30 protein-coding genes are annotated in these 22541 nt (G+C 43.1%); 17 read left to right on the forward strand and 13 right to left on the reverse strand.

What is annotated here, in order from left to right:
* On the forward strand, positions 1-115 hold a 115-nt coding region (locus L1D37_RS17535), incomplete at its 5' end, for an integrase core domain-containing protein (RefSeq protein WP_239847824.1).
* 48 nt (positions 116-163) lie between these two features.
* On the opposite strand, the gene L1D37_RS17540 is transcribed toward L1D37_RS17535, so the two are convergent.
* Genes L1D37_RS17540 through L1D37_RS17580 form a run of 9 tightly spaced genes read right to left on the reverse strand, consistent with a single transcriptional unit; the run spans position 164 to position 7993 of the window.
* Entirely contained in the window at positions 164-655 is a 492-nt protein-coding gene (locus L1D37_RS17540; RefSeq protein ID WP_239848601.1) for a hypothetical protein, read from the reverse strand.
* The gene (locus L1D37_RS17545) at positions 606-1031 is read right to left on the reverse strand and encodes a hypothetical protein (RefSeq protein WP_239848602.1); all 426 of its coding nucleotides are present in this window, start codon (positions 1029-1031) and stop codon (positions 606-608) included. The genes L1D37_RS17540 and L1D37_RS17545 overlap by 50 nt, the downstream gene beginning before the upstream one ends.
* Before the next feature lie 7 nt (positions 1032-1038).
* Positions 1039-1590: a winged helix-turn-helix domain-containing protein gene (locus L1D37_RS17550; RefSeq protein ID WP_239848603.1), complete on the reverse strand. Its 552-nt coding sequence runs from the start codon at positions 1588-1590 to the stop codon at positions 1039-1041.
* Between the two features lie 3 nt (positions 1591-1593).
* Positions 1594-2418 carry an outer membrane beta-barrel protein gene (locus L1D37_RS17555; protein WP_239848604.1) on the reverse strand — a complete coding sequence of 275 codons (825 nt, stop codon included), beginning with the start codon at positions 2416-2418 and terminating at the stop codon, positions 1594-1596.
* Positions 2418-3458, reverse strand: coding sequence for a hypothetical protein (locus L1D37_RS17560; RefSeq protein WP_239848605.1), 1041 nt, complete (start codon positions 3456-3458; stop codon positions 2418-2420). Before L1D37_RS17560 ends, L1D37_RS17555 begins: the two co-directional genes overlap by 1 nt.
* The gene (locus L1D37_RS17565) at positions 3458-4156 is read right to left on the reverse strand and encodes a hypothetical protein (protein ID WP_239848606.1); all 699 of its coding nucleotides are present in this window, start codon (positions 4154-4156) and stop codon (positions 3458-3460) included. Before L1D37_RS17565 ends, L1D37_RS17560 begins: the two co-directional genes overlap by 1 nt.
* Before the next feature lie 2 nt (positions 4157-4158).
* Complete coding sequence (locus tag L1D37_RS17570; protein ID WP_239848607.1) at positions 4159-6942, reverse strand: TcfC E-set like domain-containing protein; 2784 nt, start codon at positions 6940-6942, stop codon at positions 4159-4161.
* Positions 6939-7457 (reverse strand): hypothetical protein, encoded by a 519-nt coding sequence (locus L1D37_RS17575; RefSeq protein ID WP_239848608.1) that lies wholly within the window; start codon positions 7455-7457, stop codon positions 6939-6941. Before L1D37_RS17575 ends, L1D37_RS17570 begins: the two co-directional genes overlap by 4 nt.
* A 17-nt stretch (positions 7458-7474) precedes the next feature.
* On the reverse strand, positions 7475-7993 hold the full coding sequence (locus tag L1D37_RS17580; RefSeq protein ID WP_239848609.1) for a hypothetical protein: 519 nt from the start codon (positions 7991-7993) through the stop codon (positions 7475-7477).
* 254 nt (positions 7994-8247) lie between these two features.
* On the opposite strand from L1D37_RS17580, the gene L1D37_RS17585 reads away from it, so the two are divergent.
* The 3 genes from L1D37_RS17585 to L1D37_RS17595 are packed head-to-tail and all read left to right on the forward strand — an operon-like array spanning position 8248 to position 9762.
* A complete protein-coding gene (locus L1D37_RS17585; protein WP_239848610.1) occupies positions 8248-8865 on the forward strand; it encodes a winged helix-turn-helix domain-containing protein in 618 nt (205 codons plus the stop codon).
* A 52-nt stretch (positions 8866-8917) separates the two neighbouring features.
* Entirely contained in the window at positions 8918-9307 is a 390-nt protein-coding gene (locus L1D37_RS17590) for a hypothetical protein (protein WP_239848611.1), read from the forward strand.
* A complete protein-coding gene (locus L1D37_RS17595) occupies positions 9298-9762 on the forward strand; it encodes a hypothetical protein (protein ID WP_239848612.1) in 465 nt (154 codons plus the stop codon). The genes L1D37_RS17590 and L1D37_RS17595 overlap by 10 nt, the downstream gene beginning before the upstream one ends.
* A 145-nt stretch (positions 9763-9907) precedes the next feature.
* Here L1D37_RS17595 and L1D37_RS17600 read toward each other — a convergent pair whose 3' ends face one another.
* On the reverse strand, positions 9908-10327 hold the full coding sequence (locus L1D37_RS17600) for a BLUF domain-containing protein (protein ID WP_239848613.1): 420 nt from the start codon (positions 10325-10327) through the stop codon (positions 9908-9910).
* A 317-nt stretch (positions 10328-10644) separates the two neighbouring features.
* A complete protein-coding gene (locus tag L1D37_RS17605; protein ID WP_176681569.1) occupies positions 10645-10836 on the reverse strand; it encodes a hypothetical protein in 192 nt (63 codons plus the stop codon).
* Between the two features lie 517 nt (positions 10837-11353).
* On the opposite strand from L1D37_RS17605, the gene L1D37_RS17610 reads away from it, so the two are divergent.
* The 10 genes from L1D37_RS17610 to L1D37_RS17655 all read left to right on the forward strand — a co-directional run bounded on the left by L1D37_RS17610 (position 11354) and on the right by L1D37_RS17655 (position 17560).
* A complete protein-coding gene (locus L1D37_RS17610; RefSeq protein ID WP_239848614.1) occupies positions 11354-11779 on the forward strand; it encodes a hypothetical protein in 426 nt (141 codons plus the stop codon).
* A gap of 202 nt (positions 11780-11981) precedes the next feature.
* Positions 11982-12794, forward strand: a complete 813-nt coding sequence (locus L1D37_RS17615; RefSeq protein WP_239848615.1) for a hypothetical protein — start codon at positions 11982-11984, stop codon at positions 12792-12794.
* Positions 12795-12909: 115 nt separating this feature from the next.
* Entirely contained in the window at positions 12910-13431 is a 522-nt protein-coding gene (locus L1D37_RS17620) for a GNAT family protein (protein WP_239848616.1), read from the forward strand.
* A 113-nt stretch (positions 13432-13544) separates the two neighbouring features.
* Positions 13545-13796 carry a TIGR03643 family protein gene (locus tag L1D37_RS17625; RefSeq protein WP_210449473.1) on the forward strand — a complete coding sequence of 84 codons (252 nt, stop codon included), beginning with the start codon at positions 13545-13547 and terminating at the stop codon, positions 13794-13796.
* A 66-nt stretch (positions 13797-13862) separates the two neighbouring features.
* A complete protein-coding gene (locus L1D37_RS17630; RefSeq protein WP_239848617.1) occupies positions 13863-14258 on the forward strand; it encodes a DUF3465 domain-containing protein in 396 nt (131 codons plus the stop codon).
* Positions 14259-14307: 49 nt separating this feature from the next.
* Positions 14308-14844 (forward strand): GNAT family protein, encoded by a 537-nt coding sequence (locus L1D37_RS17635; RefSeq protein ID WP_176681563.1) that lies wholly within the window; start codon positions 14308-14310, stop codon positions 14842-14844.
* Positions 14845-14986: 142 nt separating this feature from the next.
* Positions 14987-15649: a DNA alkylation repair protein gene (locus L1D37_RS17640; protein ID WP_176681562.1), complete on the forward strand. Its 663-nt coding sequence runs from the start codon at positions 14987-14989 to the stop codon at positions 15647-15649.
* A gap of 71 nt (positions 15650-15720) precedes the next feature.
* Positions 15721-16476 (forward strand): nucleotidyltransferase domain-containing protein, encoded by a 756-nt coding sequence (locus tag L1D37_RS17645; protein WP_176681561.1) that lies wholly within the window; start codon positions 15721-15723, stop codon positions 16474-16476.
* A 151-nt stretch (positions 16477-16627) separates the two neighbouring features.
* On the forward strand, positions 16628-17137 hold the full coding sequence (locus tag L1D37_RS17650; protein WP_176681560.1) for an RDD family protein: 510 nt from the start codon (positions 16628-16630) through the stop codon (positions 17135-17137).
* Between the two features lie 30 nt (positions 17138-17167).
* Positions 17168-17560, forward strand: a complete 393-nt coding sequence (locus L1D37_RS17655) for an NUDIX domain-containing protein (RefSeq protein WP_239848618.1) — start codon at positions 17168-17170, stop codon at positions 17558-17560.
* A gap of 168 nt (positions 17561-17728) precedes the next feature.
* Here L1D37_RS17655 and rplY read toward each other — a convergent pair whose 3' ends face one another.
* Positions 17729-18007 carry a 50S ribosomal protein L25 gene (rplY, locus tag L1D37_RS17660; protein WP_132763680.1) on the reverse strand — a complete coding sequence of 93 codons (279 nt, stop codon included), beginning with the start codon at positions 18005-18007 and terminating at the stop codon, positions 17729-17731.
* Positions 18008-18376: 369 nt separating this feature from the next.
* Here rplY and L1D37_RS17665 point away from each other — a divergent pair, with 369 nt between their 5' ends.
* The 3 genes from L1D37_RS17665 to L1D37_RS17675 all read left to right on the forward strand — a co-directional run bounded on the left by L1D37_RS17665 (position 18377) and on the right by L1D37_RS17675 (position 21027).
* Positions 18377-19105, forward strand: a complete 729-nt coding sequence (locus L1D37_RS17665) for a glycosyltransferase (protein WP_239848620.1) — start codon at positions 18377-18379, stop codon at positions 19103-19105.
* Positions 19106-19119: 14 nt separating this feature from the next.
* Positions 19120-20427 (forward strand): LssY C-terminal domain-containing protein, encoded by a 1308-nt coding sequence (locus L1D37_RS17670; protein WP_239848622.1) that lies wholly within the window; start codon positions 19120-19122, stop codon positions 20425-20427.
* 219 nt (positions 20428-20646) lie between these two features.
* Positions 20647-21027: a VOC family protein gene (locus L1D37_RS17675; RefSeq protein WP_239848623.1), complete on the forward strand. Its 381-nt coding sequence runs from the start codon at positions 20647-20649 to the stop codon at positions 21025-21027.
* Positions 21028-21132: 105 nt separating this feature from the next.
* Here L1D37_RS17675 and L1D37_RS17680 read toward each other — a convergent pair whose 3' ends face one another.
* Complete coding sequence (locus L1D37_RS17680) at positions 21133-22482, reverse strand: ATP-binding protein (RefSeq protein ID WP_132763692.1); 1350 nt, start codon at positions 22480-22482, stop codon at positions 21133-21135.
* Positions 22483-22541 lie beyond the last annotated feature (59 nt).

A 22541-nucleotide genomic window follows, 5' to 3' on the forward strand; every position in this document is an offset into this window, starting at 1 on the left:
TGATTTAGATGAAGCAAAGAAAATGGTCGCTGAATCAGTAAAAATCTATAATGAATATAGGCCTCACACAGCTCTAAAATACAAAACGCCCGATGAAATACATCGAGCGTTTTAGTCAATCAAGTGTCAACCCATATCAGGACGGGTCAATTTTTTGAAGTTATCAATCTATCTTAGGGTAGCTGCCTTGAATCCTGGCTAATTGAGTCTGTACCTTTTTAAACTGCAGCTCTTCATCGAATGACATGACGACCTTGTGTTCTCCCTGAGCCTTTAACCGAACGTCAAAAAGCCGATTATTGGCATTGATGAAGTCACGTTTTAATTCCGGGGATAAGTGGTCGTCTACATGTAAGTACTTTGACTCCAAAATGAGAAAATAGAGTGTGTTTTGCGTAAAGCCAACTAACCCCGAGCTCTTTCTCGTTGTGCCGTCAGACAGAATATTCACAAAGGTAAACACACCATTATTGATGTAGACATGCAGCGAACGTTCCGGACCACTTAAAGAGCTCTCGAGTGTGAATTCATACCCGACGAGTTTGATCCAAGGGCTTATCAAAAGCAGAATCGCCAGTAGCAACGATACCTTCCATAATGAAATTCTACCAGAAGCCCAAATCGCCCCTAAATTGAATGTTTTCGATTTTTTCATGTTCCAACCGTTTTCGCATATAAATTGTATTTTTATCAGAGCTTAGCTGTGCGACATTGATTTTAGATAAGTGCTGAATCGCATCGAATTTTAATACCTCCCTGTCGTCAATGTTGGGATTAAGAAATTCGTAGTCCTTGTCTAACGAGAGCATGAATACCGTGTCATTGAGCACGGCATAAACGCCATATCCTTTTCTCACGACCTCGTGTGGTAGAAACTGAACCGATGAATAAAGACCGTGGAAAAATTGCATGTGGGTTTCGGCATGTCGCTTAGTCTGCCCAGAGTAAATTGAGAACTCTCCGCCAGTCGCATTGATATAGGGAATAGCCAAAATGGCGAAGATAATGAGTAGTGGTCGTTTGAGCTTCATGAAAACCTCAGTTGAAAATCGAGTGATAGAGAGTAAAAGCGTAAGTCCAGATACCTACCGTTAGTATCAGGTCTTCCCAACGAAGCCGTTGATGCTTGCGAGTGCAACTAGAAATGCCTGGGTTAATTCTTTTCCTCTTCGCTCTTTTTTCCACTGATAGAGGGTTTACTGGATCAGTACCTGAGGCTTTGAGTCGTTTAGAGCTCACACTCCGTTTGATGTTGGGCAGTTCGCCTTCTTCAACCAACTGAATCGAAGTCGGAATTAGCAGCTTGTAGCCATGTGACGGCACTACTCGTATTTCTGAGTCGTCAATGATGGCCTTAAGTTTTTTCCTCAGGTGCATGATGCAGACATTCAACGAATTTGGGCCAACCACACGATCTGGCCAACCCGCCTTTTTCAAGTCTTGACGACTACAAGGCTTATAACTGTTGTCATAGAGAACATGCAGAACATTAAACTCGATGGTGCTCAGAGAGACGGAGTGCAACAGAGTGAGTGGTTCTCCGTCATAGAGTTCTAATGCATCTCGTTTTGAATTTAGATACAACAACATGGCTTAATTACAGAGTTCGTTGGGAAGAAACACGATATCGCCCGCATGAATCAAGTCGATATCTTTGAGATCGGTAAAGCTATGATTGTGCTTTTTCAGTTCTTCAAAACTAATGTGGTGATTGTGAGCAATCTTAATCAGCCAATCGTCCTTTTTTACGATATAGCGAACAGTCTCGCAGGTTTGAGGTTCTACCTCAGAGACAACCTTAGGTTCATATTCTGTCACTTTTGAAGTGGAAGTGACGGAAATGTCGTCGTACACCATCGGTTCAGGGACTGATTCATTTTGTGTCGGGAAGTGGTAGCGCATACCGACACTGAGAACTTGCATATCTTTTTCTGGGTCATCACTGAAGATGAACTTATAGCCGAACTTCATGATGAGATGCTCGTCGAATTCATACTCCAAACCAAGTTGGCTGATCGGAGACCATGTATTGCCCTCCAGTAACGAACCCGCACCAGCGTATAGGTTGTAATTGCGTGACAGTGGGATCGTCCCGAGTAACGAAATATCCGTGCTGTTGAATCTCTGTTCCTCAACTTCCGAATAAGGGTAGTCTGGTTCTTTCATGGTTTTAATGTGTCCGTAAAAGCCAGTGCTGGCTTCGACAGACCATGTTTTACTCAGGTCGTAACCCAATAGAATTTGACCACCAAATGCGGTGTCAGATACCTCAGAGTTTGTCTTGCCTGCATTAGTGACGTCAGCACCGATGTAAAACGGAGAAGTGTCGGCCAAGCATAGGTTAGGCAGCATTAAGGCTCCGGCGATAACGTATTTCGTCGTTAAAGCGTCACCGAAAGAAAAAGTCGATAGTTTCATTAGTACAGTTCCTCAAACATCACGGTGAAGTTTCCTGAATAAGTACCGGTTTCAACGTCTGTCGAAGGAATATTCTGGTAGTTAACATTAAGATCGAAATTGATCACTGAGCTAGGTGACTGAATCACATAGCTGGTTTGATTATTGTCGAGTTGATTGACGCCATTTTTAACCCAATCTGTATCCTCACAGTTCGCTTCATTGCACTGGATAGAGTAGGGAATCGATGTCTTACCTGATGCTGATGTCAGCTCGAATTCATTGGTGAGTAACGTCATCGATAAACCAGTACTGAACTGGCCAAGCGCGGTGATGTTGAACGTGGTCTGCGCCGATACGGTATGATTCGTTGTGTCATACACTGGGCTCAATACACCATCGCCTACCACATCAATGCTCTCTAAGCTGTTTGGTGTGTAATCGATATTGACGGTAAAAACGTCAGGCAAAATTCGGTAGGTTAGCGCGCCACCCGCAGAGCGGTAATAGTATTTGATGTCCGCAGGGATCGTTGCCGTGTAGACACCTTTTGCCTGACCTTGAAGTGCATTCAATAATGAGGCTGTGTCTATGTTGAAGGTTGGGCGATAGAAATAAAACGGCGTGATGGATTGTGGATACTCCAATGAGAAATCCGCACTGCAGTTTTGTGTATCACTATCATGAAGCGTAACGATGTTTCCCGACAATTGAGATTGGCTGCATACCGGTGTAACGAACAGGTTCTCACCACGCGTGAAAGGGTTTGATGCCGTATTGTATTGCAGACCTTTGACCGCAATTGCCGCTTCCACACTCTGACCAGCATTACTGGTTAATGTCATGGTGTCTGGTTTGTCTGTAATAAACGCACTTGGCAAAAACTGACTCGTTGTCGTGAGGCCACTCGCGATAGACCAATCACTCAAGGTGTAGTTATTTCCACCGAGTGTGATGGCGTTTTCAAAGCGTATCTGTTGCCCCTCAATATTGATGTTGAGAGTGGCTGCATAATTTGGCATAGCCGCGAACAGTAGCGACCATAAAACGAGTCGTTTCATTATTTGCTCTCGCTCAGAGTCACATCTTGGCGATAACTTTCGTCGTGGTTAACAACAGTGACTTTTAGGTCTGAAAGATCGATGTTTTCCGGTAGAGGGTAGTTACGCTCACGGCCAGCTAGAGACATGATCGTGACTTCACAATCTTCTGTTACTTCATCTGTGCATTGATCGACATAGGCACGCACAAAGCTGTTACCTGTGTTGTTGATGTGCAATTGGCCTTGATCTAAAGAAATCGAGTAATCAATATTTTGAGCTTGTGCAGGGATAACAAACAACGGTCGGTAGCCAAAGTTGATTGTCACTGCTGAATTCAGCTTGCCTTCAGGGTCGTATGGCGAAGGTTCAAAGCTGACGAGGTAGTACTGGTCTTCAGTGAAGTCACATTTGTTACCACACAAAGAGCGCACGCCAATTTGCTTTTGACGGTGGGGTTCTAGGATGGTTTTGTTATGAGTCAGCGTGACGTGCCAATCTTCAAAGTTGTTTTCTGAGTATGGAACACGCGTGATCTCGCCATCTTCAACCACCAATTGAGTAATGTTGGATTGGATGAATTCCGTGATCTTGTTGCTGTTAGTTAAAGTGAATACACCGTTTCCGTATTCGTCTCCAACCAATAACATGGTATCGACGTTCATCGCGTTAACAGAGGTTGCAAGAGCAGCAGTCAGTAAAATAGGAAGCTTTTTCATAATCAGTTACCTTTAGGTCGGTTAAGTACAAAGTTGTGCTCTCGTAGCGATTCCGAATTGGCGTAGCGAGCAACATTTTCTATGTGTTGACGTTGTTGATGACTGAGTTGAAGATCCTTATTTACAGTCAGGTAAACAAAAGAAGTACGACCTAGACGCGTGGTAATAAACTCCATCCCGTTGTCAGTCAGTGCATGCAATTGTTCGTTCAGTGTGTTGATGTCATCAAATTCACCGATGTACATCACGTTAATTTCTTTGTCGTTACTCACCAACATCATTGATTCCATTGGATTCAATTTTGGTTGGCAGAAGTTAGTACCAAAATTCAGTTGTTTCGCATCATCGACAGACGGTAAGTAGCATTGTTGGCCGTTACTGGTTAGTGCGAACTGTTGACCTTCTTGTACGTCCACTTTGTGAATGCCAGAGGTAATGCTTGATACGTTCAAACAAGCCGGGCCTTCACATTCAATGTCGTGTACATCGTTGCCGAAAATATCTTTGAATTTGCTGACAAAACTGATCACACGACTCACGTTTGAATTCAATTCGATGACTGAACCAGGGTGCGTGTATCCCGTCACTGATTGCTGGCCAGTGTTGTGCAAAGCGACGCTCTCGACATCAAGCTCGATGGTTGCGGCTTGGTAGTCATCTAACGTGATGACAGCTCGGTCGTCGTAGATGTATTGTTTGTTCATCACTTGGTCATCGGTTCTTACCACCACCAAGCCTTTGGTTTTGCGTTCATCGGCATCAAAACGAATGTTGTTTTGGGTATCAACAACCACATAAGCATCACTTTGTGCTGTAGTGAAACTCACGCTCTCGCCACCAATAATTTGGGTGCTGCGTAATGTCGCGTTTAACGCTTTTTCGCCATTGTTCGCGGCGTAGACAAAGCCGTCAGCTTGGTAATGCTCATCCCGTTGTGCGGCATACGCTGTTACATTCGTCACCGCTGCGTTTGGCGAATTAACGTAGTAACTGTTGCTAGCCGTAAGTCGTAAATCTGTATCTTGGTCTTCGACTAAATCTTGTGTCTCTAAGCTGTTGGTATATTGGCTAAAGCCATTCTCTGTGACGGTGAAACCCGTGTTGCCAGTAAGCTTCGATGAAAGAGGTACCGACCAGTTTAGAGAGATGGAGAGCTCACCATCATCCCAATTAGATGTCAGTTGCTCATTGTTAAAGGTGACGTTCAGGTCGAGAGTTGAATCGACAATAAACGGTGCACTTAAACCAGAAGACAGTGACCAGTTACTTAGCGAACTGTTGTATAAATTACTTTGTTCGATGTAATTCACTGAGCTATATCCACGCACCGTGTCACCAATGGTGTAGCTGGTGGAAATACCGAGCTGTTCTTTGTCACTGGCACCGTATAAGTATTCTGCAAATGGGTTTTGGTCTGGGTTGTTTAGGCGCTCATAGGTAAAGCCCAAGCTGCCAAGGTTCCAATAGCCAGACAAATACCAAGCTTCGCTATCGATGTTCGAAAGGAACATTTCATAGCGGCTATCGAATGGCAGGTAGCCTTTAAAACCCAGTTGGCCCATCGCATGTTCGTTGGTCAAAGTGCTACCAATCGCGACCGTTTGAGTGTTCGACCATTTATAAGCCAACCCACCTTGAAGGAATGCCACGCCTTCGAATTCATTCGTTGAAGACATGCCTGATGGTTGGTCTTCGTCACTTTGATAAGTGTCGTTGTCTTGAAATTGGCCCGCGGCGATCGAGTAATCGAATTCACCAGTATTCAACGTGTCTGTATTCGCGTTGTAAATTCGTACCGATTCAGAAGAGACCACTTGAGTACCCACGGAGATCTCAACGGTTACGTCATAAACGCCGTTAGGTAGTTCTGAGTAGCTGATGCTGCCTTGGCCTTCTTGTACAGACTGTTGCACGATGATTTGCTCATCGCGGAATATCTTGAGTACGCCTTGTGTTTGCGCATAGAAGTACAGCGATTGGTCTTCGTTTTTAGCGGTACGGCTTAGGTTTTTGCTCGAAGACAAATTCACGTTTACGTCATGGTATTGAGTACTGTTGAGCAAGAAAGAAGTGCTGTTCAGCGCCAAGCGATCTTGATGGTAGCCTGCTGTTAAACGCAGGTTTTGGTACTCTAGGTTGTAGTAGCCATAATTCAGCTCGGACGCATCTTCTTGGTTGCTCAGATAGGTATCGACATGAACTGAGCCATAAGGCAGCCCCAAGATGAATTGATCACTTAAATTCACATTCAAGTCATTGGTAAAATCGCTTGATGTGTACAAGCTTGCGTTGTTTATCAAGCCTGGGGTTGCGTTGTAAGTCGACGCATAATGCTTCTTGAGTGCTTTCGGTTTGCTTTCCTCAAGCAGTTCTTTATTCACATAGAGGTACAGCTTGTTTGAGTGATAGTCATAAAAGGTGTCGTAGCTTTTCGGTGTTAGGCTACATAAGTTCAGGTCACCTTGGCAGTCGACAGTATTCGACTGACCGCGAGTAAACCCAGCGACTATCTGCTTTGCTGTACGCTCATTTAATCCTGATGACATCAGTTCATTTGCAACGGCAGCCGCATCTTCAGGGTTGCTGAATTGCACTGAATCGTAAGTTACCGACATAGGAATCGTCATGTAACGGCCATCAATGTTTTTTATCTCGACATCGCGCTCTTGTTGCGAATAAAAATCTTCAAATCCCGCTGGGATTAAAGTGTTTCCATTAGCAAAAACCAGTTGTGACAAGGTCAACGAACCTAAGATCGTTGTTGTAATAAACGTGCTATTTTTCACAGTGAAAGCTCCGCTAAAACAGATAACTGGCCTTGGCACAGGTTTGAGCCTGCCGGTAAAGCCCCAAAGGACAAGATGACGTCGTATTCGCCACCCTTTAGGTCTTCTGATGTGGTATTGAAATCCATCAGAACTGGGTTCGATGACGTTAAGGGCTGATCCGCGACAGTGATATCGACAAGGTCAGCAGGCGTTGGTAATGCTTGCTTATCAATGTTGAAACACTGCGCAGTATTGCCCGTCATGAACAGCTGGAAGCGAGTCGATTGGTCTGAACTTGGAATATCGGTTTCAACCAATAACTGGGTTGTTGCATCACGGAAAGAGTCGCTTTTTGGATCGACCGTTAGTGTCAATGAAGAAGGGGAAAACGCGACCTCTGTGATCTGATAAGAGAAAAAATTTTTCTTATCGATATCACTCGTTAACTGGAACGTATGAGTTTCTGCATTGGCATAAAGGCTCATAGCGCCTGCAGTTAACAGAGCGAGAAGTGGACGAGTTAAGTAATTCACAGTTTTCCCCAAACGACTTAAAGTGAACCGTCGTAGCTAGCAGCCATCTGAACGATAACTTGTGCAGTACCTTCTACTGGGATGTCTTGGATGTCAGTTGTGTTTGCTACTGTTAGCTCAACGTATGAACCTTGGTAGCTGTTTGGTGCTGCAGCCGTTAGCTCTGTTCCACCATTAAAAACACTTACTTGAGCGTCTTGAGTTAGTTGACCACCAACCAATACTTGTGATGTTACGTAAGTCCAGTTTGCAAGTGGTTGTCTATCGCCTGTTGTTGAATTTGCTGAGTCAAAATCGCGTGCTTCTAGAACAACTTCTGAAGAAGTGAACGTACCTTCAGAGGTCACGTACAGCTCACCAGTTTGAATATCGCCACCACCTAAGCCCGTGATGATAAGGTTTGAACTTGGCACTGAGTTGCCAATTGCACCTGTCCAAATTGCATCTGCAGTTGCAACGTCATCTGCCGCGTATACCGAACCAGACGTCATAGCGAATGCTGTTGCACCCATCACGAAAAAGTTATTAAGTTTCATCTTTGTCACCTATTGTTTATAAATGTATGTATAAAAATAAAAGGTGCATTGGAATCGAGATCACATGCACACTTTCGAGATGACTGATTTGACTTCAATGGCGTATGAATTGGAAATAAAAGCCCGTTAATAGTGCTTTATACGCAGTTAATAACGTTTAATTTTTTAGGTTTATCACGGTTAACTGACTGATAAATCGTGTTTTATGTTTTTTTAGGCTACTTTTAGTAGGTGGCAGTAATACAGGGAAAAGAATGTTTAAAAGACTTTCTATAGACACAGTAAGAAGAACCATCACTTTGATAGACAGTGACTCTGGGCAAGAGAATCAGCCCTTAGAACTGAACCGAAGTGAATACAACTTGCTGTTGGCTTTCTGTGAATCACACGGAGAAGTGATTGATAAGCAGGCGTTGATAGAAAAAGGTTGGCCGGGAAGAGTGGTCGGTGATAACTCTTTGGCCGTCGCTATCATGAAGTTGAGAAAAAAGTTAGACAGTTTAGAGCTTGGGTTTGAAGTGAATAATTTGCCCGGAGAAGGGTATGTGTTCATCAACGCCATGAACATTGAAATTGTTCATGATGAATCGGCAGCAAATAATGAAGCGATCATTGAGTCCCATGAATCAGTTCATGATAAAGAGACAATTCAAGAAGTCGTTTCTCAGGCAGCTGATGACAATGTAGAAACGCCGATGACGACTCAAGATTCGACCGCGTCTTCTGCCTCTAACGTTTTTCAACGTTGGAGCAAAAAGCCCGTTGTTTGGGAAATCACCATTGCACTCTTTATCGGTCTAATCATGTTCTATTTCGTTTATCGCGAAGCCTTCGAGTGCTTCGAGTGTTTCGGCGGGGGTGCTGGTGGTTAGCCTTAAGTCTCTGAGCCTACGGATTGGGCTTTTTATTGTGGTGCTGTTTCTGGTGCCGTGGTTTTTGTCTTTGGGTACTTACTTTTCTGGCTATGCTCACTTTGAAGACGATGAACACGACATTATTTTGAACGCAAAATCTGGCCTTTATAAGACCATCCACAGTTATGAAGGGCAGGTGTATCGAGTGCATCGAGGGATTTATGCATCTTTGGGTGACTCATTGTACTTCTTTTCCTTAGATGGTGATTATGAAGCGAACCTTGACCCCGAGTTTGCAGCCAAGGTTGTGGCGAGCGACTTGGAAAACTATTTTAGAGGTTTAACCCACGTGCGCATCGCTGAGCAAAATGGCAAAGTGATTGGGTTATTGCAGAAAGACGATATTAAGAAGAAGTTCGACCAAGTGGTGATTCAAGGACGGTTAAAAGTATGGGATTAACGAGAAAAACGAAGGTTCTATCCATCATTGCCTTACTTGTATTGCCACTACTTGTACCTTGGGCAAATGCCTTGTTTAGCGACTTCAAAATAACTAGTCATTTTGACGATCGTGATGTGACCATCATTGGCTCTCATGGTCGTTTCAAAGCTCAAGCCGCTTATCACGATGGTACTCATGCTGTCGGCACGGGCTATTATGGCACCTTACTTGATACGATTTACTTACTGACAATACGCAGTGATAAAGTCGTGGAAGGCAATCCTAACAATCTCAATGCATTTCTTCGTTCCCACCAAACATTGCTGGTTTTTAAGATTAAGCAAGACGAGCAAGGGCAATACGTTGTAAGAAGGCTTGAGGAGGACCCGAGGTTAGGAATGCATGAGAACAAAATCGAGACTTCTGGATACTTTGGACCCATCTCATCAATATCAACTCCAGCACCGTTATAGGTGGTTGCTTATATTTATCGGATTATTTTGAGCGTTAGCATCAAACAACAAAGGCTAGATTCATATCTAGCCTTTGTTGTATCTGTGCTTAGCAGCAGAGGATGTTCGCCCTTCAACTCGCTGGCGATTTGGTTTGGAGCGCAGGTTATTGAGATGGCAAATTTTGTTTCAACTCTAGAAGCATTTGATACGCACTTTCTCCAGACATCTCATAAGGGTTGAATTGATCAGATGTTGAAAACTGTAAATTCACTAATTCGGTCAGGCTTGATTGCGGAATATCGCCCATCGACCAATCTCCAAACTCCCGGCAATCGATCTCTTTGAAATACAAGATCATGACTTTCTCGTGCCGCTTATCATTCAGAATATGATTGTAGGTATGGTTAACCGCAGTTCGTGAACCTTCGATACATTGTAGGAAATACTTGTCGTTGTGACTAAGAAGGCCAGTTAAGTGGCTCTGCTTATTACGATCGTGTGAGATCTTGAGAATTTCATCTAAAGCCTTCGAGTCGCAGTTTTCACAAAGCGTACTGACATAAATTAACCGAGTTAGGCGCATAAGCATCACTTCGAATTTTTTTCAAAAGGTACTAATAAATATAAGCCAAGCTCATGGAATTGCTAATTATTGGTATATTTATCACTAATGGGTTTTGGGGAAAGGGCAACAATCAGGATTCGTTAGAAAAGAAGGAGTGGAAATCGGTTTTAGAATAATGGGAGAGTCTATAGTTTGATCGTTTCTGAGGTTTGAGCCTTGAGCAGGCAACTTTCGTTATTTTAGATGGTATTTCGCCATGTATGTTGTCTTACGCAACTACACTTTTGATTAACTACCGTTACCTGCACGTAATCTAGCGCTAGCTTTTAATATCGCTACTTGTTTAAAACCGAAATCGATTCAACGTTTGAAGATGCATCAAATCGGACATTGACCATCACGCTTTCACGCTCAAAAGTCACATCATCAAAATCTGTTGCTGCGATCTTAAATCCATTCTTTGCGAATAGGCTCGTCACCATTGTTCGTTGTTTCTGCTCCATAGCGTATGTCAGTAGTTCGTCCATCGTAATCTCCATTAGGCAACAGTGTGTATAAAGTAACCATACAGACTCCACATTATGAGATCAATTGCTTAATTGATAGGCGCTGTTGATGTCATGCAGTGAATGATTTGATCATTCAGCTTACTAATAGGTGGGTGGCTCAACTATGGAAGAGGTTATGGTTAATGGTGGTGTTATGTGACAAGGCTTCAAGCTCTGGAGCGGAAGCTGTTTTTTACCTAAATTGGATAGAAATAAGTGGTTACAAAACGGCTCAACGTCGTTTGCTGTTTTGGCCAATTTCTTCCTTGGAGTCAATGCAGTAACTCAATAGAAGAATAGAGCTTTAGGAAGAGCTAACATCCAACATGCGTATATATTTATTGGGATTGTAAATGTCAGATTGGTATTGTCATAAGTGTTATTAATTGCATAAGCTTGATTTTAACATTTGTTTGATTTATAAATTCCTCATTCGTCAATAACTTCATGATTATATTAGTTTTTACTAACCTTTAAATAACATGGAGAAAAGGCGATGAATAAGAACCAAACACGCAATGGGTTAGCGAATTTAATTAGATTTCGTAAGCCTTATAAGGCAACGGATTTTCTCGTCAGCTCTAGTGAACTGCGAGTTAAGAAAGATGTGTATAGCTTGCGTAAGATTAAGCAGTTAGAAATTCGTCAATTGGGCATTAAAGAAAACGCAATCAATATCGTTTCATTGGCTTTGGTACTCTCTGCTGCGACTTGGGCGTTTGTACCTCAGTTTGGCTTGCCAATGCTTGCACTGACTTTTATTTTGGCTTTTGTTTCATGGCGAAAATACGAGTTGCGTGCAGAGTTTAAAGGGGCAGACGAAACCGGTGATCATTGGGTGTCAGTGGCTCGTGGTTGTACTCGCGAAGAGTTCAAAATTTTGAAAAACGTCGAATTAGCATTACGCGACCAAGTTTCTTAGTAAGCAGGGTATCGCAATACGTTAGGTTCAATAATAAATAAGGCTCGTCATCAATTGGCGAGCTTTTTATTTTCAGAAAAACATCGATAGAACAGGTTACTTTGAGAGACCACTCTTATATGTGTAATAGTGATTTTTATGAATCTTGAGTCATGGCATTGATGATGCTCTTTATGGCTTTGAGTATCGGGAGAGGATGGAAATGAATACACGAGTCAGTCTGAGTTCTTTTAAAAGGCTCCTTCAGTTAGTTGGCTATGTTTTGATTATAGTGTTGAGCAATAGCCGATTCTCGAATGCTCAAAGCGTAGAGTTTCCTACTTGTGTGCAGAGTGAGGTTTTGAATACAGAAATCCACCTTTATGTTGATGAATCTGTGTTAGCGGAATATTCCAAAGAATTTATAACCTCTAAGATAGCGACATGGGAAAGCTATTCGAATCTGGTGTTGAAGAACTCCTGCATTCCTATGACGAGAAAAGTAACCAAGGTGACTTATAGCTCGGTAATCGATAGCCTCTGGTTTCAAGACTTGAGCGCAGCAGAGAGGTTATTAAAACTATCGATGGAAGAACCGATTCCTGAAACAACAGAGGAAGGTGTTCCCATTTTTAAAGGGATAGTATTTTCTAACTATAATTCTAGTTTCGAGTCTGATTATTGTGGTATCTCATCTCCAGTATCCTATTTTTTCTCTTTGGCTATAAATTGCCCAGACTCGACAATGGAACATGAAATTGGCCATTTGAGTGGTGCTAATCACGACTACAAAACGTTATTGAAAGACTCAGGTAGCATCGAAAGTTACATTTCTGGATCGTACCCAAGAGTTCCTCAATATTCCTTTGGCGCAATTTGTGCTGATAGAGGCACAGTGATGTCTTATGAGCGAGATGTTATACCTGCTTATTCCAGCCCGGACATCAGAGTGGACGGCATAAAGTGCGGGGATAGCAAACACCACAACAATGCGAGAGTGCTTAGAGAATTCGCACAAGCTTATCTAACCCCATGATTGTTTTGCGGCTAGATCGGTAGTCATTCGACTTAGTTACTTCATTCTTAATGACTGTTATGGTTAAGATCAATCCCTCTGTAATCAAGACCAAGATCTAAAGCAAGGAGAGCGAATGCAAGTAACTATCAGACCTGCAATACCAAGCGAACTAGCAGCCATTTATGCCTTGGTTATCTCAAGCGATGAGTGGACCAAGTTTAATGGCCCTTATTTTTCGTATTCTCATCCGTCATTAGAAAGCTTTGAAGCGCATTCGTTTAAACGACTGCTTGAGGGCGAAGACCTGCAGCTGGTGCTTGTCGACGGTGTACCTGTTGGAACCGTGAGTTGCTACTGGGAATGTGAAGAGACACGATGGCTCGAAGCTGGCGTCGTCATTTACAATTCTGATTATTGGGGGAAGGGGATCGCAGCATTGGCACTTCCGCTCTGGATTACTTACTTATTCGAAAACAAACAAATTGAGCGTGTTGGGCTAACTACTTGGTCAGGTAACCCGCGCATGATGTCTCTCGCTTTGAAGCTAGGTTTCCAGCAAGAGGCGAGGCTGAGAAAGGTGCGATATTACCAAGGCGAGTATTATGACTCGTTGAAGTATGGGGTGCTGCGTAGCGAGTGGCTGGAGAGAGGATAGCGATAAATATCTGTTTTTTGTTTGATGATTCCTTATCGATTCAGTGGTAACACCCTGATCTAAAAAGTGAGAGTGAGCGTATTTCTACTCAGATTTTAAAGGATGAGTAGACAATGAAATTATCTAAAGAGAGTGAATCAAGAATTATTGAAATGGCGTGGGAAGACCGAACGCCATTTGAGGCAATAGAACACCAATTTGGTTTAAATGAATCCCAGGTGATTCGTTTTATGCGAAGTCATATGAAGCCAGGTAGCTTCAAATTATGGCGCGCTCGCGTCGCAGGTCGTGCGACAAAACATGTAAAACTTCGTAGCTCTGAAGTTTCGAGAGGTTATTGTCCTTCTCAATACAAGCATCGTTAAATAAGGGCTTATATATCTATCAATTCCAATGAATACCTCAATATGGAAACGACAGGAAGAAAAGGAATGAGACAGTTTTTTACTTTAGTTTTGGTAACACTTTGCATTGGTGTTGGTTATGTTCAAGCCAATGATGTTCGTCTTAAGCAAGCTTATGAGCGTCACCAAAGCGATGTACAAGTTCGTGGCTCTGGTACAGTTTTTCGAATACTTCCAAATGATAATAAAGGTTCTAGACATCAGAAATTCATCTTACGTTTGGACAGTAAACAAACCGTGTTAGTCGCGCACAATATCGACTTGGCTCCTCGTATTCAAGATATAAGAAAAGGGGACCGAGTTGAATTCTATGGTGAATACGAGTGGAACAAGAAAGGTGGTGTCATTCACTGGACTCACAGAGACCCTAACAACCGTCACGTCCACGGTTGGTTAAAGCACAATGGGAACGTATATGAGTAAACACCTCCGAGACTTTCCCTTCATGGCTATGAAATAAAAAGGAATTCTGATGTTCAAACTGGAAACTGATAGGTTGGTGCTCCGAGATATGACGCTCGAGGATCAAAGCGCGTTTGTCGTTATGTCACAGGATGCGAAATATCAGCGCTTCTATGATGAGACTGATTGTGAGCCTAGTAAGTACCAACAACTCACCCAATTGTTTGTTGAACAGGCTGAGGAAGATCCTCGTCAGTCCTATCAATTAGCTGTTGAAAGTAAAGAGTTAGGGAAGTTTATCGGAACCGTGTGTTTACGCCTTGAAGATAACCAGCAAGCTTCAATGGGCTGCGCTTTTGCGAGAGAAATTCAGGGGAAAGGGCTACCTATAGAAGCGGCTAAAGCTCTGGTTGAGTTTGGGTTTTCAGAGTTAGGGGTTCATCGTATTTATGCAGAAACCATTGGTGATAATCTAGCAGCTATAAGATTGTGTAAATCACTCGGGATGAGACAAGAAGCGTGTTTTAAAGAGCACAGGTTCTTCAAAAATAAGTGGTGGGATACAGTCGTATTCGCGATTCTTAGTACTGAATGGGAAAGGTGCTGAAATACCCAAGCGTACTTATCTAATTTATTAACCATTGATTCTTAACATGTGGCACTTCCTTAGTAATTTAAAAAATTACTAATACTTCGAACTTTAGGCTTTGTTGGCTAGTCACTTGTAACTTTATGGGGGTACTTCTTTAGTGGATATAGTGGAAACGGTTAATCGGCATCTTTCAGAAGTTGGCTATCCGAAAGCAAGCATCAAAACAGGTCAGGTTCGAACCATATCTGCTCAGACTTTTAAGGCTATTGAAGATAAAGACATCTCACACGTGTTGTCTTTGTGCACTCAATTATTAGAACAAAGAGACTGGGCACTAGGTGTTATCGCTTACGATTGGGCTTTTAGGGTAAGGAAACAATATTCAAAAGACACGTTCCCGATCTTTGAACGTTGGTTAAAAGAGTTCGTCACAGACTGGAACGATTGTGACGACTTTTGTACTCATGCTTTTGGGGATTTGTTGTCTCAGTATAATGATTTGTTCGACCTCACAATCAAATGGGTCGAGCATTCGAATTTTGCTGTACGTAGAGCCGCTGCTGTCATCTTAATTTATCCAATCAATCAGAATCGATACGCCGCGTTGGATCCGTTTCGCGTGGCGGATCTATTGCTTGAAGATAACCATGACTTAGTACAGAAAGGCTATGGTTGGATGCTTAAAGTGCTCAGTCAAAAAGAGCCTGAATTGGTTGTTCGTTATTTAAAGGCTAACTATGCAGTAATGCCAAGAGTGGCATTTCGCTACGCGATTGAAAAGTTGGATGATAAAACTAAGCGAGAGCTCATGTCACTTTGACCAATGGCATACCTGAAATCATTATCAGAATTCTGTGTGATTAATTATAACTATTCAAATAGGAACTCTAGGTGGAAGAGCAAACTAAAGGTCTCGACAAAGACGGGTTCATCGAAAATCTATATTCATCTAAGAATATCGCACCCGAATTCCAAGGTGTGGTGAATGCTGTTATTGACTCGCTGTTAAGTGGCCTTCCGAATCAAATTGATGGTATCTACCTATACGGAAGTGTGCCGAGAGGAACGGCGGTTGTTGGTCACTCGGATTTGGATGTTTCTATCGTACTCAATACGCCTATTGGTCAAAAAGAGAATCGACTATTTCAGCACCTTTCTGACACCATTCCCAAAACATATCCCCAAGTCAGTAAGCTTGATATCGACCCTGGCTCACTTTCAGAAGTTCTGCAGCCACAAGAAAAATTCCATTGGCAGTTTTGGCTCAAGCACTGTTGCTGTTGTGTTTGGGGTAATGATCTATCTATTGATTTTCCACGCCACAAACCTAGTCGTGAAATAGCCCTAGCGCTTAATGGTGACTTGTCTACTTTTCTTGAGCAAATGAGTCTGGCCTTTAAAACAATGACCGATGCGGATGTCGCTAAGGTTATTGGCAAGAAGTTAGTGCGGGCGGCGTACTACTTTGTCGCTGAGAAAGACGGCAGTTGGTACACCAACCTGAGCCAGTGTACTACAGTAGCCAAGCGTTATTATCCAGAACAAAGTGACGATATTGAATTAGCACATCAATACGCTCTCGGGCAATTAACCTCTAAAGTTAAAGCCTTGGAGTTGTATGAAAGACTAAGCAAGAACTTGTCGTGAGCGTTAGTGAGCCTGCAAATCGGTGGGGTAAATCATTGGCATATGCATGCCGCTTAGCATTTGTTTTATAAATCATAACTAGTTGAATGTATTAAAAACTGATGTGTTGTAGGGTCTGTGCTTTATTGCCAATAGAGACTAAGGAACAAGAATGTACGTCGATAAGTATTCAAATTTTTGGAGACGCTTCTTTGCTATCTGGATAGATTCAATCGTATTTATGCCTTTGGAGTGGATAGACGATTACGTGTTTTCTGGCGTGATAAATTCCGGTGGTGTGTTTGCTTGGGGAGTTGCGTATTCACTAATTGGGATCGCTTACTATGTGGGTATGCACGCCAAATACGGGCAAACGATCGGTAAGATGATCACGAGAGTAAAAGTGGTCGATGTATCTGAAAGTCGAAACCTAACTCTCAAACAATCTTGCATGAGAGATATTGTCCCAATCATGTTTATTCCTTTTCAAGTTTACTCTTATGCACAACTGTCGTTCTACGGCCAAACCTGGGAAAGTTTAGAACAAGGTCGAGCTTTTATTTTCGTTGGTTATGTGGCGATTGGCTGGGTTCTTTTAGAGTTCATTTCCATGTTGTTTAACCACAAACGCAGAGCGATTCACGATTTCATTGCGGGCTCTGTTGTCGTAAGGAAAGTCTAAATATCTAAATTATGGCTTAAGGAAAAATCGATGGATGTCCATGATTGTGTCTCTTTTATCTTGATCAACGAATCACATGTATTGCTGGAAAAGCGCAGCTATTCTAAGGACACTGATCCCGGCTTAATAACGATACCTGGCGGACATATAGAGCAGGATGAAAATCAGGTTCAGACATTGTTTCGAGAGCTTAAAGAAGAGTTAAACGTTACTCCAACTGGATACACGTTCTTATGTTCACTTTACCACCCAACAAAAGAGTTACAGCTGATTCATTATTTTGTGGTAACCCAATGGGAAGGTGAGATAACCGCACAAGAAGCTGACAGCATCGCGTGGTATCCATTGGATTCCGCGCCTGTTGGTATCACAGCTGATGGTGTTGCTTTAAAAGAATTGGAGCGAGTGGGGATGTTTCTTTAAAACGGTGGTGGTCATAGGACTTACAACGTTTTTGCGAGCTCAAAAACGGTGAAACCCCGATGTTGGTAGCATCGGGGTTTCGAATTTCTAGATTTCTCGACTGGTAAGATCGATTATCTTTTCTATGCAGAAGGCTGGATTAATCCAATCTTATTCCTTGGTAGGGAATTAGATGCGGATGAAGTCCATGTGCTCAACTTTAGGCTTGAACGCGTGACGTTGAACGTCTTGTGGCTTAACCTTAACTTCAGCGCCGTCAATCACTAGAGTGATTGCTTCGTAGAACTCAGGCTTGTCCATTTGGTTGATCACTTCAGCGTGAACAAGTTCGATAGATACAGCTGCTGCTTCACCACCGTAGATTACAGCTGGGAATTTACCAGCGTGACGTAGGCGGCGGCTCGCACCTTTACCTAGTTCAGTACGTACTACTGCTTCAAATTTCATAGTTTTACTCTCAAATTAGTAAAAATTAACTTCACACCTCAATGCGACCTTGAGTATGTGGTAATGCTTAGGCACAAACGAGTTCATGCTCAAGCGAGCGCGGATACTAACATCACATTCGAATATGAGCAAGTAAGAAGCCCATCACAAAGTGAATTTCCTTCGATAATTGGCTCGTTTGTAGATAAAACACTCGCTAGCCCTAGTTTATTCCTTTTTTTCTGTTCCTGTATCGCTATTTGAGCTCATTTATATTGGTGCGAAATCATTAAGTTAATGAACGGAAAATGAATGTTCACCTAAGGCTTGGTTAATGCTTGGTTGGGTAATCTTAGTGTTAATTAATCAGCAGAATGAACAGGTGAAAACATGGAACCAGTAAGCATTGTCGTTATTACATTGAACGAAGAGAAACGCATTAGCCGCTTGATGGAAGAGTTGAGCGTACAAACCCACCAAGAGTTTGAAGTGATAGTTGTCGATTCAAACAGCGAAGACAACACAAGAGAAGTTGCGCAGGCTTATGAAAGCGCACTACCAAAACTTACCGTCCATCATATGCAAGAACGTGGCGTAAGCCTTGGTAGAAATACAGGTGCAGCTTTAGCTCAGTACAGCAGAATTCTTTTCTTGGATGCAGACGTAAGCTTGTCTCGTAACTTCCTCGCTAAAGCGCTTTACGAGCTGGAAGAGAACAAGCTTGAAGTCGCTGGTGTGTACATGAGTTCAAAAGGGCTGCCATTGGTGCATAAATTTGGCTACGGACTATTCAACGCAGGCCTGTTTGCTACTCAGTTCTTTTTCCCTACCGCGATTGGTGCGTGTATTTTCTCGACCAAACGAGCGCATGAGGAGATCGGCGGGTTCGATGAAGAAATCGTGCTGTGTGAAGATTGCGACTACGTAAAGCGAGCGAGTAAAACATGGCGATTCCGATTCTTGAACATGACGTTTGGCTTTGACCCACGTCGTTTAGACCAAGATGGTGTCGTGAAAACAGGCACAACTTATCTTAAAGCGAACGTAAGACGCTTCTTTAAAGGCGAAATGCGTAACAACGAGATGAACTACAAGTTTGGTCATTACAAAGAACAGTAAGGGCTGAGGTTGTTATGTTTGATGGACTAGGGCTGTTTTTGGGTGCATTAGGTGATGCACTCATTGGCCCGAACCTATTTGTACCGGGAGAGCCTTTTTTTATCGCTGCGGGCTTTCAACTGTATTCAGGTGCATGGATGGCTTTGGTGATGGTGATGTTGGGTGGCTTTATTGGCGACCAACTCAGTTACTTCATCGGTTCAAAATGGGGCGCAACCGCGCAAAAGAAGCTAATCAAATTTCGGCCAAAAACCAAAAGGCTGATCGCTCGGTGTCGTTATCTCATTGCTAAGAAGGGAACGTACATTATTGTCGCAGCGCGCCTGTTAGGGCCGATTGCTTGGGTAGTGCCTTTTATTGCTGGTTCTCACCGTGTTAAATGGAGCAGTTTTACGTTGTTCTCTTCGATAGGTTTGTTGCTTGGTGGCGGTCAATTTATCGCTTGGGGCATGTTGCTTGCACACGGCGTTGAGCAGTTTCCGTTACTGGGCGCAGTTAAGGTTTTTCTCACTGAACATCAAAACTTATTGAGTGGCTTAGTGTCGGTGTCGGTTTTTATCGTTGTCGGCTACAAGCTTAAATGGCGAAAGCTAACGTTGAAAACCAGTGCCTTTTTAGTCACTTGGTTGTGTTACGCAAACTATGCTCATTTTTTCTGGAAAGCCGATGATTTTCAAACTCAACAAGTGTCGACACAAGTAAGCACGGTCGATTTACAACAAGTGACTTATAAAGCATTTCCTGGGCTGTCTCCTATTTATGACGCGCAAGCAATCAATGTCGTGTATGTCGGGGAGTCGCCACGTGAGTTAATGAATCAACTGGGTTGGATTGAGAACCAGACTTTCTCTCGAAACGAGATTGAGTGGACTCATTACCTTGAGCTGCTTAAAGATAAGACGCCGCCCGTGTCTGACCTGTATTGGCGTAATCAACCACAAGACATGGCGTTCCAACTGCCGGGAAACTTGATGAACAGAAGCCACATACGCTGGTGGAACGCTGGGCTAGACAGCAACAGCAATCAACCCAAGTGGTTAGGAGCAATCAGTTACGATGATGGTTTAAAAGTGACACCGTATTCTGGGATTGTGACCATACTTCATAAGATTGACCCGAATGTCGATGAAGAGCGTGATAGGTTGGCTCTGCAAATTAAAGCGGCTTACCCAAGCATCGAACTCGTCAATTTGCCTCTCGCCAATGCTGAAGCAATGAATGATCAACATGACTACTACACCGACGGAAAGATCTTGGTCATTGGCGCAAGCTCATACAGTAATGAACAACAAACCTTAGATGTTGCGGTTAATGATATCTAGCCTTTAGGTATTCTGAATTTTGTCTAATACCTGTTAATTACGAACCTTGATTGAACGCTAAATTCAACAGGGTTCGGTCGTTTCTACTTGTTCATCTCTATCTATTTGTTCATACCGATTGAAGTAAACATTCTCTTTGAGTCATCTCCCAACTCTAACTTCGCCAACTTTGTCTATCCTAATTAAGGGTGAACAAGGGCGAAAGCTGAGGACAAAGTGATGCAAATGAATCCGGTTGGTTGGTTTGAAATCTATGTCGACGACATGGCGAGAGCAAAAACGTTTTACGAAACTGTGTTTAAAGTGACGTTGGAGAAGTTAGATAACGAAACGGGCATCGATATTGAAATGTGGGTGTTCCCTTGCGAGATGGAAAAATACGGCGCGACAGGAGCCTTGTGTTCCATGCCCAACGTCAAGGCGGGAGGTAACAGCACTATGGTGTATTTCTCTTGTGAGGACTGTGCGACCGAGGCAAGTTTAGCAGCAGCGAACGGTGGTGTTTTGCAAGTGCCTAAAATGGCGATTGGGCAGCATGGCTTCATCAGTGTGGTTATTGATACCGAAGGCAATGTCATTGGTCTGCATTCGATGAGCTAACCCAGTTTGAGTTATAACCATATAAAGATAAATCAGGAGTTTGCGATTGATATGCAAACTCCTGATTTTTTATCGAAGGGCTAATGCGAGTATGAGTTTCTTGGTTTAAGAAGCCTGAGATACTTTTAGAACGAGGGAGGCTTTCAAGCCGCCCATTGAGCTTTTACTGAGCGTTAAGCTGCCACGGTAACTGTGTGCCATCTCATTCACAATGTTCAACCCCAGACCTGTTCCAGGAGTGGTCTCATCGAGCCTTACACCTCGTTTGGTCACTTGTTCGAGTTTCTCTTCGGGAATGCCTTGTCCGTCATCTTCAATAATCAACTCGACATTGCCGTCAGCCAATTCATTAGCGTGAACGCGAATAATACTGCCCGCCCACTTGTAACTGTTTTCAAGTAGGTTGCCGACCATTTCATCGAGGTCGGTTTTTTCTACAGCGACTTCAAGTTCAGAGTCCAGTTCATTTATCATGGTGACTTCATTGGCTGCATAAACTTTATCAAATGCCATTGAGATCGCTTCAACACGTTCACAAGGAGACGACTTCACTGAAAGGATGTTCATTGCACCCGCCATACGAGCGCGACCAAGGTGGTAATCTATCTGGCTTTGGATCTGTTGAATCGGTTGCTGTAACAGTTTCTTCTCGTTGTCAGGCAGCAGCTCTATTTCATTTTTCATCACCGATAATGGCGTTTTTAACGCATGAGATAGGTTACCCGCGTGGTTACGAGCGCGTTCCAGTAATTCTTGGTAATGAAAGAGTAGGGCATTGAGGTCCGAAACTAATGGAGAAACTTCTTTCGGGTAGTTATCGCTTAGCCCTTGCTGTTCGCCCTTTCTGAGCATCACCAACTCGCGCTGCATCTTACTAAGAGGTAATAGAGACCAGCTAACTTGAATACCAATCAACATCAGCACGCCAACGAACAACAACATCAGAATCAACCATACTTGCCCCGTTAGTTCTGCAAGCGTCGACTCTAATGGATCTTCATCAATACCAATAGTGATGGTGATTGGGTCACTCAGTGAAGGTAGGTAGATGTCTTGTTCGATGTAAATCAGCTTCTCTTTTTCAGGACCTTTGATAGAGGTGTGAATAGGAGAACGCTTGATGGTGAGGTCTTTGTCCCACAAAGAGCGAGAACGAATGATTTGATCTTGGGTTGAGGCGCGCCAATAGATACCACTGTATGGTTGGTTAAACCTTGGGTCAGACAAGCGCTCCGCCATGATAAGGTTGCCGTTGTCGTTGGTTTCGATATTGGCGGTGAGCTCATCCATGGTTAGGGAAAGCTGCTGTTTCATGTCGTCGACTAGATAGTCGTTTACCAGTTTCGGTATTCCGACACCTGCCGCTAATATCATCGCACCAAGCCAAAAAGCCGCAGCGAGGAGCAAGCGGCTTTTTAGACTGATATTTTTAAGAGTTCGTTTCTTTAGATTCATGCATTTCAAGCCTGCCTTTGCCCACCGTTATTTGTTTGTATTTCGATGATCAGAACAGG

Source organism: Vibrio sp. Isolate33 (assembly GCF_022397895.1).
GTDB lineage: Bacteria > Pseudomonadota > Gammaproteobacteria > Enterobacterales > Vibrionaceae > Vibrio > Vibrio pomeroyi.